General features: G+C 43.3%; 13 protein-coding genes. 11 read left to right on the plus strand and 2 right to left on the minus strand.

From position 1 onward, the window contains the following. The first annotated feature begins 315 nt into the window (after positions 1–315). Positions 316–1800, plus strand: coding sequence for an alpha-N-arabinofuranosidase (locus MMB75_RS03600; protein WP_103042513.1), 1485 nt, complete (start codon positions 316–318; stop codon positions 1798–1800). Positions 1801–1879: 79 nt separating this feature from the next. Here the strand turns inward: MMB75_RS03600 and MMB75_RS03605 are convergent, their stop codons facing one another. Beyond that, positions 1880–2698 carry an AraC family transcriptional regulator gene (locus MMB75_RS03605; RefSeq protein WP_013371816.1) on the minus strand — a complete coding sequence of 273 codons (819 nt, stop codon included), beginning with the start codon at positions 2696–2698 and terminating at the stop codon, positions 1880–1882. A 306-nt stretch (positions 2699–3004) separates the two neighbouring features. Here MMB75_RS03605 and MMB75_RS03610 point away from each other — a divergent pair, with 306 nt between their 5' ends. From MMB75_RS03610 to MMB75_RS03640, 7 genes are all read left to right on the plus strand, one after another. After that, on the plus strand, positions 3005–3151 hold the full coding sequence (locus MMB75_RS03610; RefSeq protein WP_230681876.1) for a hypothetical protein: 147 nt from the start codon (positions 3005–3007) through the stop codon (positions 3149–3151). Between the two features lie 33 nt (positions 3152–3184). After that, entirely contained in the window at positions 3185–3952 is a 768-nt protein-coding gene (locus MMB75_RS03615) for a sugar phosphate isomerase/epimerase family protein (protein ID WP_025365172.1), read from the plus strand. Next, positions 3945–5027 (plus strand): Gfo/Idh/MocA family protein, encoded by a 1083-nt coding sequence (locus MMB75_RS03620; protein ID WP_016822317.1) that lies wholly within the window; start codon positions 3945–3947, stop codon positions 5025–5027. The genes MMB75_RS03615 and MMB75_RS03620 overlap by 8 nt, the downstream gene beginning before the upstream one ends. 77 nt (positions 5028–5104) lie before the next feature. Then, the gene (locus MMB75_RS03625) at positions 5105–6073 is read left to right on the plus strand and encodes a sugar phosphate isomerase/epimerase family protein (RefSeq protein ID WP_016822316.1); all 969 of its coding nucleotides are present in this window, start codon (positions 5105–5107) and stop codon (positions 6071–6073) included. Positions 6074–6092: 19 nt separating this feature from the next. Then, positions 6093–6824, plus strand: a complete 732-nt coding sequence (locus MMB75_RS03630; protein WP_031461699.1) for a ThuA domain-containing protein — start codon at positions 6093–6095, stop codon at positions 6822–6824. Between the two features lie 243 nt (positions 6825–7067). Continuing rightward, positions 7068–7412: a winged helix-turn-helix transcriptional regulator gene (locus MMB75_RS03635; RefSeq protein WP_013371810.1), complete on the plus strand. Its 345-nt coding sequence runs from the start codon at positions 7068–7070 to the stop codon at positions 7410–7412. 705 nt (positions 7413–8117) lie between these two features. Continuing rightward, positions 8118–8885: a dioxygenase family protein gene (locus MMB75_RS03640; RefSeq protein ID WP_016822314.1), complete on the plus strand. Its 768-nt coding sequence runs from the start codon at positions 8118–8120 to the stop codon at positions 8883–8885. 142 nt (positions 8886–9027) lie between these two features. Here MMB75_RS03640 and MMB75_RS03645 read toward each other — a convergent pair whose 3' ends face one another. Continuing rightward, on the minus strand, positions 9028–9744 hold the full coding sequence (locus MMB75_RS03645) for a Crp/Fnr family transcriptional regulator (RefSeq protein WP_014599995.1): 717 nt from the start codon (positions 9742–9744) through the stop codon (positions 9028–9030). Between the two features lie 259 nt (positions 9745–10003). Between MMB75_RS03645 and adhE the strand changes: the two genes are divergently transcribed. The 3 genes from adhE to pflA all read left to right on the plus strand — a co-directional run bounded on the left by adhE (position 10004) and on the right by pflA (position 16041). Continuing rightward, positions 10004–12616, plus strand: coding sequence for a bifunctional acetaldehyde-CoA/alcohol dehydrogenase (gene adhE / locus MMB75_RS03650; RefSeq protein ID WP_016822313.1), 2613 nt, complete (start codon positions 10004–10006; stop codon positions 12614–12616). Positions 12617–12943: 327 nt separating this feature from the next. Beyond that, positions 12944–15205 carry a formate C-acetyltransferase gene (gene pflB, locus MMB75_RS03655; protein ID WP_045244439.1) on the plus strand — a complete coding sequence of 754 codons (2262 nt, stop codon included), beginning with the start codon at positions 12944–12946 and terminating at the stop codon, positions 15203–15205. Between the two features lie 77 nt (positions 15206–15282). Further along, entirely contained in the window at positions 15283–16041 is a 759-nt protein-coding gene (pflA, locus tag MMB75_RS03660) for a pyruvate formate-lyase-activating protein (RefSeq protein ID WP_045244440.1), read from the plus strand. Positions 16042–16120: the final 79 nt, after the last annotated feature.

Genomic DNA, 16120 nt, shown 5'->3' on the forward strand with positions numbered 1-16120 from the left:
AAGCCCAGACTCAGTTAAACCTGAGATTACAGGCTAAAGTAGTCATCCCCTGGTCTGCCTTAATGGCAGACCTTTTTAGTTTGCTTGGACTTTGCTGTTAGCAATTGACAAATTGTAGACAATAAAATATATTAAACACGTAAAATGTTTTTGTTTAATTATTAATATTTATATTAATTAAAGGATTACTAGATGTGACAATGTGTACAGTAGAGTTCGAAAAAGAACAGAAGTGTAAGTGAAGTTCACGCAATTATGAAAGCGTAACCATCTGTGTGATGTTCCAACAATCTTAATGTTCTGGGAGGGTTTGTTGTGAAGGGTTCTGTTATTGTAAATACCGATTGGGAACAGGGTGTTATTAATAAAAATATTTATGGGCAATTTGCTGAGCATCTTGGACGATGCATTTATGAAGGCTTATGGGTGGGACAGGACTCTCCAATCCCTAACACTGACGGAATTCGAAATGATGTGGTGGAAGCGCTGAAACAGCTGAACATTCCTGTGCTGCGCTGGCCTGGGGGCTGTTTTGCGGATGAATATCATTGGAAAGATGGGATTGGACCGAAAGAAAACCGCAAAAGAATGGTAAATACGCACTGGGGCGGTGTGGTTGAAAATAACCATTTTGGTACACATGAGTTTTTCCAGCTGTGTGAGCTATTGAATGCAGAGCCGTATATATGTGGGAATGTAGGCAGTGGTACAATGCAGGAAATGTCGGAGTGGGTAGAGTACATGACCTTTGACGGGGAGTCCCCTATGGCTGCATGGCGTCAGGAAAACGGTCGTGAAAAACCTTGGAAGCTCAAATATTTTGGAGTAGGTAACGAAAACTGGGGCTGTGGCGGTAACATGCGCCCTGAATATTATGCCGACTTGTATCGCCGCTATCAGACATATGTCCGTAACTATGGAGAGAATCGCATTTATCGAATAGCTGGTGGGGCGAATGTGGATGATTACCGTTGGACCGAAGTGCTGATGCGCGAAGCCGGGCATCTGATGGACGGTTTGAGTCTACACAACTACACAATTCCGGGGAGTTGGGAAGGGAAACGACACGCAGTTGGTTTTGATGAAGCAGAATGGTTTGAGACGATGAAAAAATCATTGCATATGGATGAACTGATTACTCGTCACTCTGCCATTATGGACCAATATGATCCTGACAAACGGGTCGGGCTGATCGTCGATGAATGGGGAACTTGGTTCCTGACCGAGCCGGGTACCAATCCTGGCTTCCTTTATCAGCAAAATACGATGCGGGATGCGCTGGTAGCCGGACTACACCTGCACATATTCCATAATCATCATGATCGTGTGCAAATGACCAACATTGCTCAAATGGTCAACGTTTTGCAAGCGATGGTTTTGACAGAAGGCCCTGCTATGCTGTTGACGCCGACATACCATGTATTTGAAATGTTCAAAGTGCATCAGGATGCACAAGCACTGGCAATTCATGCGAAGGTAGGCAACTATGAGTATGATGGAGATTCCATCCCACAAGTAAGTGTGTCCGCCTCTAAGGCACAAGATGGCTTTATTCATATAAGCTTATGCAACGTCCATCTAGGTGAATCGGCAAATTTGAGCCTTGAGCTAAGAGGGCTCGAAGAGGTTAAGGAGATCAATGGTGTTGTCTTAGCCAGTGACGATATGCAGGCACATAATACATTTGATCAGCCAGAGCGTGTGAAAAAGGAAGCTTTTACATCTTATCAGCTGCAAGGTCAGCATTTGGATGTTACACTGCCACCGATGTCAGTTGTGATGCTGACGATTGCTCCGTAAAAACAGATTGTGGAATGTGAGTAGTATCGATATATTGTTATAAAAAAGAGAGAGCGTTCCCCTGAACGCTCTCTTTTTCCTACAATTGCTCGCGGTGAATCAACCTGAATTCCTTGGGCGACATACCAAAGCGGGAACGAAATACACGATGAAAGTATGTGTAGTTCGCAAATCCTGACGATTCGGCGGCTTGTTCCAGTGACATGGGACTGAAAATGATACGCTCCCTTGCCATGTTGAGCCTGATGTCCAGTGTGTACTGCATAATGCTCGTATCGAACGTTTCTTTAAAAAGGTGTACCGCTCGTGATACGCTGATTCCAACGTGTGAAGAGACATCATCCAGCTTAAAATTAGATGATGCATTTTCTTCAATATAATTTTTTATCTGATAAGCAAGATAGTTATGATGAGTAGCAATGGGTTGCTCAGATAGTATACGGTCAAACTCCAAACATAAAATGCGTATGTAATAGCTTGATATTTCCGGGTAAGGATTAGAAATACGTCGCTGCTCCAACACGAGCTGACGAAATAGACCAAGCAGGGCTTCTGTGAGTTGAACCTTAATTCGGTTGGGACGTTTGTGATGATTCCACCACTCATCTACCCACGGACCACCGAAAAAAATGTGATAATCCCCACTTTCAACAACCTGTTCTCCCATGGGATTCAACTCACTGTGAATATCCAGTTCATAAGGCTCGGTTGGATTGAACAGCAGCAGATCACCTGCCTCAATCCGTGTCATTTTCCCGTCAATGCGTGCTTGACAGCGTCCATCTGTTTGCAGACGGAATAAATAATTTTTGATTCCATCAGGCTGGTTCGAATAAAAGGGCTTACGGTGGAAGGAATAGCCTGCGGTAAGAACCTGGCAAGGCTCAATGATAGACATGATGATGACTCCTTTGGGCATATGGCTGTTTCAAATATTGACCAGATTGTTCATGTTTTAATCATATTATTCATTTTAAACGAAAGCAAAATAGAATACCATGTGAACTGTAAAGCTTACATGTTAGATGAGAAAGTACATGTTAGAGGCCAAGGAGTGTGAAGACGTAAAACGAATCAAGGCCGGGATTATCAGCCGTGGTAACACTAGCTCGGTATATCTTAAAATTCTCCAAACCAACCCGCCCTTTGAAGTAGTGACCTTTGGTGATCTATTGAATGGAAGGGCCAAGGAGAGGGCGATAAATTGAGTGTTGAAAACGTATACAAAGTGGATGGATCGATGCTTCGGCCTGAGATGGAGCTTGCATTTTATCTGCCGGTACCTGGCTGCCAGGCACTGCAGATGTGCGATACCAGAGGCGGGCAAGCAGGTGTAATGGAACAGATATAACGGAAATTCATCCTGACAAAGAGGTGAAGGAGAATGACTAAAGTAGGATTGCAATTATACACAGTTAGGGAAGGGCTTGAACAGGATTTTGAAGGTACATTGCGCAAGGTAGCTGAGCTGGGCTACAAAGGGGTTGAGTTTCATAACTTTTTCGGACGTAGTGCCAAGGATGTCAGAGCGCTTTTGGATGAGCTGAATCTGGAGGTTGTCGGAACCCATATACAATACAGCCGCTTGCTGCATCATTTGGATGAGGAAATTGCATATCACAAAGAATTGGGCAATAAATACCTCATTGTTCCTTATTTAACCGAAGAAGAGCGGGAGTGGGATGACCTTTTTGTTAATCTGAATCGTATTGGTGAAAAAGTAAAGGAGCATGGGTTGATACTCGCCTATCACAATCATGATTTTGAACTAACAGAGAAAATCAATGATCGCCCGGTATTCGATGCTCTATATGATGCGGTTCCCGATGATTTGTTACAGGTCGAAATGGATACTTGTTGGGTATACTATGGAGGCTATGATCCAGTGGAATACATCGGACGATATCGTGGACGCCTACCTATCATTCACTTAAAGGATATGGCACGTGACGAGCAGCAGAAAGCAATTACTGTAGAGTTAGGCAAAGGAGAAGTGCAGCTTCAGGCTATTACAGACGCCGCTATTGAAGCAGGTGTGGATTGGGTTGTCGTGGAACAGGATTTCAGCTCAAATCCTCCAATCGAAAGCATTGAAACCAGTATGAAGTGGCTCCAACAATACGCAGCTCAAGGAGGAAATATTCATGTCTAAAACACTCAAGATCGGGATTATCGGTTGTGGGGGCATTGCCAACGGCAAACACTTGCCGAGTCTTGCCAAGCAAAAGAGAGCAGAAATCATTGCTTTCTGTGACATTATACCAGAACGTGCTGAAGAGGCTGCTGAAAAGTATGGTGCAGAAGGATCGCAAGTTTATAGCGATTACCGTCAGTTGCTAGAAAATAAAGACATTGAAGTTGTACATGTATGTACCCCTAACGACTCGCACTCAGAAATTACAGTAGCGGCGCTGGAGGCAGGTAAGCATGTGCTATGTGAAAAGCCGATGGCTAAAACTGCTGAGCAGGCACGGGAAATGCTTGATGCGGCCAACCGTACAGGCAAAAAGCTGTCCATTGCTTATCAAAATCGTTATCGTGATGACAGTCTGTATCTGAAGCAATTGGTCGAGCAAGGAGAGCTTGGTGAGATTTATCTGGGTAAAGCCATTGCTCTACGCCGCCGTGCGGTTCCAACCTGGGGAGTGTTCTTGGATGAAGAGAAACAGGGGGGTGGCCCGCTTATTGATATCGGCACACACGCACTCGACCTGACACTTTGGCTGATGGATAATTACAAGCCTAAAAGCGTACTAGGTTCAACCTTCCATAAGCTGGGAGACCGAAAAAATGCAGCAAACGCTTTTGGACCGTGGAATCCTGATGAATTTAAAGTAGAGGACTCAGCTTTTGGATTCATCACCATGCAAAATGGAGCTACAATTGTATTGGAATCCAGCTGGGCATTAAATGTTGTAGAGTTTGGTGAAGCCAAGACGTTGTTATGCGGTACCGAAGGCGGAGCAGATATGCAGGATGGATTGCGCATTAACGGAGAAAAAAATAGCCGTTTGTTTGATACAAAAATAGATCTGAATGCAGGAGGAGTTGCCTTTTACTCCGGTGAAACGGAAAATGAAGCAGACCGTGAAGCCCGTCTGTGGATCGAATCTATTCTGGACGACAAAGAACTTCTTGTGAAGCCGGAGCAGGCACTGGTTGTTACTGAAATTTTGGAAGCCATCTATGAATCGGCCCGCACGGGAAAAGCAGTTTACTTTGACTAAGCCTGTAATTATCCCGAATAGACAATCACTATAATGAAAGCAGCTTTTTTCACATATGATACAGGGAGGGATTTCTTTTGAAACTTGGAGTATTTATGGTGCTGTTTGGTGGACGTTCGCTGGAGGAGGCGCTGGATTATGTGGCTTCTCAGGGATTGGATGCTGTAGAAATTGGAACAGGTGGCAACCCGGGAGATAAGCATTGCAAGCCTGATGAGCTGCTGGAGAACGATACGGCGCTCAAAAATTTTAAAAAGGCAGTAGAATCTCGCGGACTAACGATTAGCGCGCTTAGCTGTCATGGTAATCCTCTTCACCCGCAAAAGCATTTGGCACAGGCAGATCATGATGCATTTTTGAAAACAGTCCGCTTGGCGGAAAAGCTGGAAGTTCCTGTTGTGAACACTTTCTCAGGCTGTCCGGGGGATCACGAGGACGCGAAGTATCCAAACTGGCCCGTGGCTCCGTGGCCTAATGATTTTCAGGAAGTATTGAAGTGGCAATGGGAAAATAAAATTATTCCTTACTGGACCGAGACAGGTAAATTTGCAGCAGATCACCATGTTAAAATAGGGCTGGAGTTACACGGGGGCTTCTCCGTGCATACACCAGCAACCTTACTTCGTTTGCGTGAAGCGGCAGGAGAGGTCATTGGTGCTAATTTGGACCCGAGCCATATGTGGTGGCAGGGAATTGATCCCGTACAGGCGGTTCAAATTTTGGGCCGAGAGGGAGCCATCCACCATTTCCATGCCAAGGATACGACGATTGATCCGATCAATGTTAATAAATACGGACTTACTGATATGCAGGAGTATACGAATATGTTAGATCGTGCATGGCAGTTCCGTACTGTGGGCTATGGTCATGATGTAAAAACCTGGGCAGATATTATCAGTGCTCTGCGTCTGGTGGGATACGATTATGTAGTGAGTATTGAGCATGAAGACGGTCTGATGTCTGTAGAAGAAGGCTTTACTAAGGCTGTCCATAATCTTCGCCAGGTCCTGATTGAAGAACCGCTTAGCGAGATGTGGTGGGTCTAACCTAATAGGGGGAACTGTGATGATTAACGTCACCATTTGGAATGAATTTCTGAACGAGAAGTTAAATGAAGAAGCCAAACGGATTTATCCTAACGGCATACACCAAGCATTGGCTGACGGCTTGGCAGATGAAGGTTTTGCCATTCGAACAGCTACTCTGCGTGATAATGCCGAGCATGGTTTGGGAGAAGAAATCCTCAATTCCACAGATGTGCTGCTGTGGTGGGGACATAAAGCCCACGATCAGGTGAGCGATGAAGTTACAGCGCGTGTCGTCAAGCGTGTGCAGGAAGGGATGGGCCTCATCGTACTGCACTCAGGCCATTTTTCTAAGCCATTTAAAGCTCTGATGGGCACCAGTTGTGATTTAAAATGGAGAGTTGCAGGAGAGCAGGAGATTATTTGGTCAGTAAATCCGTCACATCCCATTGCAGAAGGGATAGACGCCAAAATTCTCTTAGAGCAGGAAGAGATGTATGGAGAGTTCTTTGATATTCCTGCGCCGGATGAACTGGTCTTTATCAGTAACTTTGAAGGCGGCGAAGTATTTAGAACTGGATGCACCTTCCATCGAGGCAGTGGTAAAATATTTTATTTCAGACCAGGGCATGAAACCTATCCAACTTATTACCAACCTGATATTTTGAAGGTCATTGCTAACAGCATCCGTTGGGCTTCTCCGACAAGTAATAAAAAACCTATATATGGTAGGAGTGAACCAGTAAGGCCTCTTGGTGGAGTGTTGGTATAGTTACAATTATCACATTATGATAAATTCTATAAAGAACAGATTTACAGGCGGAACCTCTGGGATTCCGCCTTTTTGTATTTAACGAATTAGACATATACCTGCCGCATTGGTTTGTTGTATAATCAGTTTTGGTCATGGCAACTTTATCATCACAGGTAATTAAATTTAAGAAAGTGTTTTCTTTCGGGATAAAGTATGCTAAAATGATATATACTAACAAAAGGAAAGCTTTATCAAACCGAAATGCAAAAGAAGGTGAAAAATTTGGAGAGTCAACCGCAATTTACAAAAATGTGTCCGCGTTTTGAAACCGCCTTTTCATGTCTGGGTAAGCGCTGGAATGGATTGATTATTCAATCCATGATGAGCGGTCCCAAGCGGTTTAAGGATATTTCCAATCTGATTCCCACAATGAGTGACAAAATGTTATCAGAGCGGATGAAGGATCTGGAAAATGAAGGGATTCTTACACGCCATGTATATCCGGAAACTCCTGTCCGCATTGAATATGAGCTAACCACCAAAGGTCGTGCACTTCAGCCGGTTATGGAGCAGATTCAATTTTGGGCTGAGGAATGGATTAGATGATCACCAAACTCATTAAGTGTTTTTCATAGCAAAACAGCCTTTTCCTAGGAAAAAGGCTGTTTTTTTATTTTGTGATAGGTAGTACGGCTTAATAGCTTTTAGCACGGCCTGCTACTGAGAATACTCCGGCTGTTGTACGGCGGGGGACACGGGATTGAATATCCAGTGCGGCTGTACGAAATGTGCCTAAGCACGAGTGGCAAAGTCTTCCTGCATAAATGGGAGAACGGCAAGACTCGCAAGGATAATCAAGCTGACTGTATGTGGAGGGAAATTTGCCTGCTCTTACCCAATCTGTGAGCAAATCCATAGGTGTGCCAGTCACATCACTGAGTTGGCGGGTATGAGTAGAAGGATGCCTCCATAGATAGTTAGAACAGCGGTCAAAGAATATATTTTCTTCTTGAATACAAGTGCTACACAGGTTTCTAAGATTTTGACGGAAAATGGAACCGCATTTTGGGCAATTCGAAGTATGTATCTCCATAGAAACCAGTCCTTTGTATCGGAATATAGTAGTATTTTAAAATTTATTAGTTACATATTACTATGACTTTATACCTATATCAATCTTTATTTAAAGAAATTGCTGATCTTTGAGTATATGCTGGCATCGAGATTGACATTACTCTATTACTTATGTATTATAACTTACATAAAGTTACTTTATGAATAAAATAAACTGTATACGATAAGGAGATTTTAATGATACCATCTTTATTTTTAGCCCACGGATCACCTATGCTTGCTATTGAACAGACGGACTATACTGCATTTTTAGAGCAGTTGGGGAAAAGCATTCATCCTAAGGCGATTGTTATCTTTACAGCTCACTGGGAGACACAAATGTTAACGATTAGTTCAATGGATGACATATACGATACAATTTATGATTTTGGAGGTTTCCCACCGGAACTGTACGAAGTGAAATATCCAGCACATGGTTCTGTTGAACTAGCTAATAAGTTGAAAAAGTTATATGAACAAAACGGCATCGAGGTACAAACTGATCATGTGAGAGGACTGGATCATGGTTCCTGGACATTGTTGCATCGTATGTATCCTGAGGCAGACATTCCGGTAGTTCAGATTTCCGTAAATCCGTACCTCTCGCCCAAAGCACAATTTGCCATTGGTGAAGTGCTGCGTGAGTTGGGAGAACAAGATATTCTGGTCATTGGCAGTGGCGTGACTGTCCATAATCTGCGTATTGTCAAATGGGGAGAAACGAAAACGGAACGTTGGGCAATTGATTTTGATGACTGGATTATCGAAAAAGTGCAAAGCGGAGATATAGAAGCTTTAGATCACTATGAAAGCGAAGCGCCGTATGCTCGTCAGGCTGTACCTAGAGCAGAACACTTTGTACCGTTGTTTATTGCAATGGGTAGTGGCGACCCTGCAAACAAAGCTAAGGTCATCCATAGAAGCTATGAGATGGGAAATTTAAGTTATCTATGTTTGCAGTTTTAAAGTGGGTAGGCAGAAGAAGGTCGAGTTATGTGCTTTGTTACTGTCCCGTCCGTTCTCTAAAAAATGGGGAGTGGAATAAAATTAGGGAGTGTTATAAGCTAATAATGGCTTACAGCACTCCCTTTTACATTAAAAAAATTTATTATATCCGGCAAATCTCACGTGGGCACAATTCACAATGACATACACCTTGCAGCATTTCCAAATCCTTGACAACAATCATACCATTATCGTATTCGACTGCATTTTTCTTACGCAGATCACTGAGCATCCGATTTACACTTTCCCGGGTAGCACCGATCATATTTGATAAGTCAGTATGAGTAATCTTTTTATGAATCAGAATATAGTCGCCGTGAGGCTCACCATAGGTGTTGCATAGTCGGATGAGTGTGGAACATAGAGCGCCAGGCTTGCCGTACATCATCAAATCGCGGAACTTGGTCTGGGTAATGCGGTGATGCGATCCCATCCATTTCATAAAGTCAATCGCAAAATCACAATGCTGACAAATAAGCAACTCCAAATCTGTATGATCGATTACGCCAATATCACTGTCCTCCAGAACTTCAGCAGAAAAGGAATGCTTAGTGCCGAAGAAAGGATCAGCTTGACCAACAAGATCGCCGCTTTGATACATATATAGAATAAGTTCCTTACCCTCATCCGTTGTTTTGGTCACTTTTACGCGTCCGCGCTTAATATAAAACAGCTTATCCGCTGTATCTCCTTCCCAGAACAGATGCGAACTTTCTGGCATAACTCGATCTTTCATCATCACTTGCAGCCGGTTGAAGCTGGCCTCCGAGAAGCAACAGGTGTTGCCGCGGGCTTCCATTACATTTGTAGGGTTTCTCATCGTCCATTTCCCCTTTGTATCCTATGTTATTTTATCTGCAACTTGATCAATTCAAATTCATTATATACCTGTGCAATGCGTTTTTGGGGCAAGATGAGGGGGTAAAAGTGGCAGAATTCCAAACTTTGTGATTTAATTCACTTCATAAAATAAAATTTTAAATAGATTGTGAAAAAAATCACAAAATATCTTAGAAAGCTGTGTTACGATCAGTGCGTGAACAAGAGATAGTACACGAGATAACAGGAGGATGAGGGAAATGGCTGTTAAAAACGAGGTTATCCAAAAAGAACAAAGCGCAGAGCAGTATATTCAAACGCTGATTGACCGGGCGAACCGGGCACAGCAAGCTTTCATGAGTATGAATCAGGAGCAGATTGACGAAATCGTACAAGCTATGGCACTCGCAGGGATGGATAAGCACATGCACCTCGCGAAGTTGGCTGTTGAAGAAACAGGACGCGGTGTGTACGAGGACAAAATCACCAAAAACATGTTTGCAACAGAATATGTCTACCATAGCATCAAAAATGAGAAAACCGTCGGTGTCATTGAAGACAATGACTTTGATAGTTTTCAAAAGATAGCTGAACCAGTCGGTATTATCATGGGGATTACTCCAGTAACAAACCCAACTTCGACTACGATGTTCAAAGCGTTAATTGCCATTAAAACACGTAACCCAATCATTTTCGGCTTCCATCCATCTGCTCAATCGTGTAGTGCGGAAGCAGCCCGCGTCTTGCTTGAAGCAGCTGTTAAACATGGTGCTCCAGCGGATTGTATTCAATGGATTGAAGCACCTTCGATGGATAAAACAAATGTACTGATGAACCACTCTGATGTAGCGTTGATTTTGGCAACTGGCGGATCAGGCATGGTTAAGGCAGCTTATAGCTGTGGTAAACCTGCACTTGGCGTAGGTCCTGGTAACGTACCTTGCTTTATTGAGAAAACAGCCGATATCAAACAGGCCGTGAACGACCTTATCCTTTCTAAATCTTTTGATAACGGTATGATTTGTGCTTCGGAACAAGCTGTAATTATTGAAGAGCCTATCTTCGAGCAAGTGAAGAAATTGATGATTGCTAATGGTTGCTACTTTGTAAATAAAGAAGAGGCAGCTAAGCTCACTCAAGGAGCTATGAATGTAGAAAAATGTGCAGTGAACCCGGCCATTGTCGGCCAGTCTGCTGTAAAAATCGCTGAAATGAGCGGTATTACAGTACCGGCAGGAACCAAAATTTTGGTCGCTGAAATTGAAGGAGTAGGAACCAAATTCCCATTATCTGCGGAAAAATTGAGTCCGGTATTGGCTTGCTACAAAGTAAAAAATGCAGAGCAAGGTATCCAACGTGCTGCTGAAGTCGTAGAGTTCGGCGGTATGGGTCACTCGTCAGCAATCCATTCGCAAGATGAGGATGTTATTGCTCGCTTCGCAGATCGTTTGCAAACAGGACGTATCATTGTAAATGCACCTTCCACACATGGCGCAATCGGTGATATTTACAACACCAACCTTCCTTCGTTGACACTTGGTTGCGGTTCGTACGGTCGTAACTCGACTTCGTCGAACGTATCTGCAGTTAACTTGATTAATGTGAAAAGGGTGGCGAAACGGACGGTGAATATGCAATGGTTCAAAGTACCTTCCAAAATCTATTTTGAAAAAAATTCGACACAGTATCTTGCTAAAATGCCTGATATCACACGTGTAGCCATTATCACTGACCCTATGATGGTGAAACTCGGATATGTGGACCGTGTCATCCATTATTTGCACCAGCGTCAAACACCGGTTGCTATTGAAGTGTTCTCCGAAGTAGAGCCAGATCCATCGACAGTTACGGTAGAGCGCGGTACTGAAATGATGAGACGTTTCCAACCGGATTGCATCATCGCACTCGGCGGCGGTTCGCCAATGGATGCTGCTAAAGGCATGTGGATGTTCTATGAATATCCGGATACTGATTTCAATAACTTGAAACAAAAATTCATGGATATCCGTAAACGGATTTACAAGTACCCACGTCTGGGTCAAAAAGCACAATTTGTGGCTATCCCTACAACTTCGGGTACAGGTTCGGAAGTTACATCGTTTGCAGTTATTACGGACAAAAACCTGGGCAACACGAAGTACCCTCTGGCTGACTATGAGTTGACTCCTGATGTGGCAATTATTGACCCTGTGTTTGTATATTCGCTGCCTAAAACTGCTGTAGCAGATACAGGTATGGACGTTCTGACGCATGCTATCGAGGCTTACGTGTCTGTAATGGCCAATGATTACACAGATGGTCTGGCAATTAAAGCCATTCAACTGGTATTCCAATACCTGGAGCAATCGGCTCTGACTGGTGATAAGCTGGCTCGCGAAAAAATGCATAATGCTTCTACACTTGCAGGTATGGCGTTTGCTAATGCATTCTTGGGTATTAACCATAGTCTTGCACATAAATGGGGCGGACAATACCATACAGCGCATGGCCGCACGAATGCTATCTTGCTGCCGCACGTTATTCGCTACAATGCGAAAAAACCGACAAAATTTGCATCGTTCCCTAAATATTCGCACTTTGTTGCAGATGAGCGCTATGCAGAAATCGCACGCATACTGGGACTGCCTGCACGTACCACTGAAGAAGGGGTTAACAGTTTAATTGACGCGATCCGTAAGTTGAACAAAACACTCGGTATCGAGGAATCGTTCCAACAACTTGGTTTCGATCCAAAAGACTTTGAATCACGTGTAGATTATTTGGCTGACCGCGCTTTTGAGGATCAATGTACAACTGCAAATCCAAAGCTGCCGCTGGTTACTGAATTGGCTGATGTATACCGTAATGCCTTCTACGGACGCTTTGATCAATAATATAATAGTATGAAGAGGCTTGTAACTAAGCATTTTTCTATACAATACCAATGCAGGCTCTCTATATAGAGGGCCTCTTGGTTTGGGAAGGGAGGTGAACGGCAAGGCTAGAGGTATGCGCGTGAAGCTAGGGAAAATAAAGTGACAAAAATCACTCATATTGTGATTTTTGTCACATACTACACTCTATCATTATTCTACAATAAGAGTGTAAGAAAGGTCCCGACACTGAGCGTAAGGCATCGGTGAAAAGGCCGGGCTCAAGAAATAGTTTAAACGTGAAAAAAATCACAAGTCCGGAAGACCAAACAATTTGGAGGGATTTACATGTCGGTGATTGAGAGAGAATTACAAGAGCAACAATCTGGCTGGAGAGGTTTTAAAAAAGGAAAATGGACTAAAGAAGTTAACGTCAACGATTTTATTGAAACAAATATCTCACCTTATGTTGGCAATGAAGAATTTTTGGTTGGTCCTACCGCCAATACAACTGCATTGTGGGAAATTGTATCTGATCTTACTAAAAAAGAGTTGGCAAACGGCGGCGTTCTTGATGTAGACGTAAATACGCCATCCACCATCATTTCACATAAACCAGGCTATTTGGACAAGGACAAAGAACAAGTTGTCGGCGTACAAACAGATGCTCCATTCAAACGTTCTTTGCAGCCGTTTGGTGGAATTCGGATGATGATCGATGCTTGTAAAGCCTATGGTTTTGAAGTGCCACAAAGCATTGTTGACATTTTCACTCATATTCGTAAAACACACAACCAAGGTGTATTTGACGCTTATACAGATGAAATGAGAGCAGCTCGTAAAGCTGGCATCATTACTGGTCTGCCAGATGCATACGGTCGTGGTCGTATAATCGGTGACTATCGTCGCGTAGCTCTGTATGGTGCAGACTTCTTGATCCAAGATAAAAAACTTCAATTGAAAAGCCTTGAAGTTGATTCCATGGAAGAAGACGTAATCCGTCTGCGTGAAGAAATTTCTGAACAAATTCGTGCTTTGAATGAATTGAAACAAATGGCTGCTGAGCACGGTTTTAATATTTCTAAACCAGCTAACAATGCAAAAGAAGCTTTCCAATGGGTATATTTTGGATATCTTGCAGCGATTAAAGAACAAAATGGTGCAGCAATGTCCTTGGGACGTGTATCTTCATTCCTTGATATTTATACTCAACGTGATCTTGAGGAAGGTGCGATGAACGAAGAACAAGCTCAGGAACTGGTCGATCATTTTGTTATGAAACTGCGTATTGTTAAGTTCCTGCGTACACCTGACTACAACGAACTGTTTAGTGGTGACCCAACTTGGGTAACAGAATCCATTGGTGGTATGTCTGTCACTGGAGAAACTCGTGTTACCAAAAACAGCTTCCGCTTCTTGCACACACTGTACAACTTAGGACCTGCTCCAGAACCTAACTTGACTGTACTGTGGTCAGAAAAACTGCCTGAGGGCTTTAAAAAATATTGTGCAAAAGTTTCTATTGAAACTAGCTCCATTCAATATGAAAATGACGATTTGATGCGTCCAATCTACGGCGATGATTATGGTATTGCTTGTTGTGTATCCGCTATGAGAATCGGTAAACAAATGCAATTCTTTGGCGCTCGTGCCAACTTGGCAAAAGCTCTGCTGTATGCCATTAACGGCGGTAAGGATGAAAAATCCGGCGTTCAAGTAGGACCTGAGTTCCCAGCTATTACAAGTGAAGTGCTGGATTACGAAGAAGTGTTAAGCCGTTTCAAACCTATGATGGAATGGCTGGCAAAACTGTACATGAACACTTTGAATGTTATTCACTATATGCATGATAAATATAGCTACGAACGCATTGAAATGGCGTTGCATGACCGTGATATTCTTCGTACCATGGCTTGTGGTATTGCGGGTCTGTCAGTTGCTACCGACTCCTTGAGCGCCATTAAATATGCAAAAGTTAAACCAATTCGCAACGAAAAAGGAATTGCTGTTGACTTTGAAATCGAAGGCGAATATCCTTGCTACGGTAACAATGATGACCGCGTAGATACTATCGCTGTAGAACTGGTAGAAAGCTTCATGAGCATGATCCGCAAACATAAAGCTTATCGTAATGCGGTTCCTACTCAATCTGTACTGACCATTACTTCCAACGTGGTATATGGTAAGAAAACAGGTACAACACCTGATGGACGTAAAGCAGGCGAACCGTTCGCACCAGGTGCAAACCCAATGCATGGTCGTGATAAAAAAGGCGCTCTGGCATCTCTGAGTTCTGTAGCCAAATTGCCTTATGAACACAGCTTAGATGGTATCTCGAATACCTTCTCCATCGTGCCTAAAGCACTGGGTAAAGAAGAAGAAACACGCAAAACAAACCTTGTTTCGATGATGGATGGCTACTTTGGAAGCCACGCACATCATCTGAATGTCAATGTGTTTGCTCGTGAACAACTGTTGGATGCAATGGAACACCCAGAAAACTATCCACAACTTACGATTCGTGTTTCCGGTTATGCCGTTAACTTTATCAAGCTGACTCGTGAGCAACAATTGGATGTTATTAACCGTACTTTCCACGGTACAATGTAAGGTACAATGTAAATAAGTTTTACGTATCAAATAATACACTGACGCACGCATAGCGGATGCGGGAAGGATGATGCAACATGTTGAAAGGTCACATACACTCATTGGAAACCTTCGGGACCGTCGATGGTCCCGGCATCCGCTTCGTGCTCTTTATGCAAGGATGCTTGTTGAAATGTCAATATTGCCATAATCCGGACACTTGGGCCTTGAATGAAGGTAATCCGATGACGTTAGAAGAAGTATTGGCTGAGATTGAACCATATTTAGCCTACTACCGTTCTTCGGGAGGTGGATTAACAGTTTCCGGTGGAGAACCGACATTACAAGCTCATTTTGTAGCAGAGCTGTTCAAAGAAGTGAAACGTCGCTGGAATTTGCACACGACATTGGACAGTAACGGCTTTAATGATGCAGGTCGTATCCATGAACTACTGGACGTAACGGATTTGGTACTACTTGATATTAAGCACATCGATAACGACAAGCATATTAAGCTTACAGGCAAATCCAACGATCGTATGCTAAGTACGGCCCGCTGGTTGTCTGAGCAAGGGCGCAAAATGTGGATTAGACACGTATTTGTACCGGGTATCCATGACGACGAGCAAGATCTACTCAATTTGGGACGGTTCATTGGAACGTTGAACGGAGTCGAGAAATTCGAAATTTTACCTTACCATCAAATGGGTGTTTACAAATGGGAAATGCTCGGCAAGGCGTATCCGTTGGAGGGAGTTCCGTCTCCTACAGATGAAGAAGTTCAACGTGCTTACCGGCTCATTGAAGAGGGTCGTCTGGAGACTGCAGGAACGGATACTGCTTGTCGTCCATCATAATGTAAATGGATTAGAACTACTTTCAGGTCATGAAGCCGCCGTCACATCAGATAGATGGACGGCGGTTTTTTTGTTGTTG

The sequence above is a fragment of the Paenibacillus sp. P2(2022) genome (assembly GCF_029522175.1).
Lineage (GTDB): Bacteria > Bacillota > Bacilli > Paenibacillales > Paenibacillaceae > Paenibacillus > Paenibacillus polymyxa.

Excerpts from the sequence above, each read along its gene's own strand:
- MMB75_RS03605 (WP_013371816.1), bottom strand. The coding sequence starts at position 2,698 with ATGTCTATCATTGAGCCTTGCCAGGTTCTTACCGCAGGCTATTCCTTC.
- MMB75_RS03615 (WP_025365172.1), top strand. The coding sequence starts at position 3,185 with ATGACTAAAGTAGGATTGCAATTATACACAGTTAGGGAAGGGCTTGAA.
- MMB75_RS03620 (WP_016822317.1), top strand. The coding sequence starts at position 3,945 with ATGTCTAAAACACTCAAGATCGGGATTATCGGTTGTGGGGGCATTGCC.
- MMB75_RS03630 (WP_031461699.1), top strand. The coding sequence starts at position 6,093 with ATGATTAACGTCACCATTTGGAATGAATTTCTGAACGAGAAGTTAAAT.
- MMB75_RS03635 (WP_013371810.1), top strand. The coding sequence starts at position 7,068 with ATGCAAAAGAAGGTGAAAAATTTGGAGAGTCAACCGCAATTTACAAAA.
- MMB75_RS03640 (WP_016822314.1), top strand. The coding sequence starts at position 8,118 with ATGATACCATCTTTATTTTTAGCCCACGGATCACCTATGCTTGCTATT.
- MMB75_RS03645 (WP_014599995.1), bottom strand. The coding sequence starts at position 9,744 with ATGAGAAACCCTACAAATGTAATGGAAGCCCGCGGCAACACCTGTTGC.
- adhE (WP_016822313.1), top strand. The coding sequence starts at position 10,004 with ATGGCTGTTAAAAACGAGGTTATCCAAAAAGAACAAAGCGCAGAGCAG.
- pflB (WP_045244439.1), top strand. The coding sequence starts at position 12,944 with ATGTCGGTGATTGAGAGAGAATTACAAGAGCAACAATCTGGCTGGAGA.
- pflA (WP_045244440.1), top strand. The coding sequence starts at position 15,283 with ATGTTGAAAGGTCACATACACTCATTGGAAACCTTCGGGACCGTCGAT.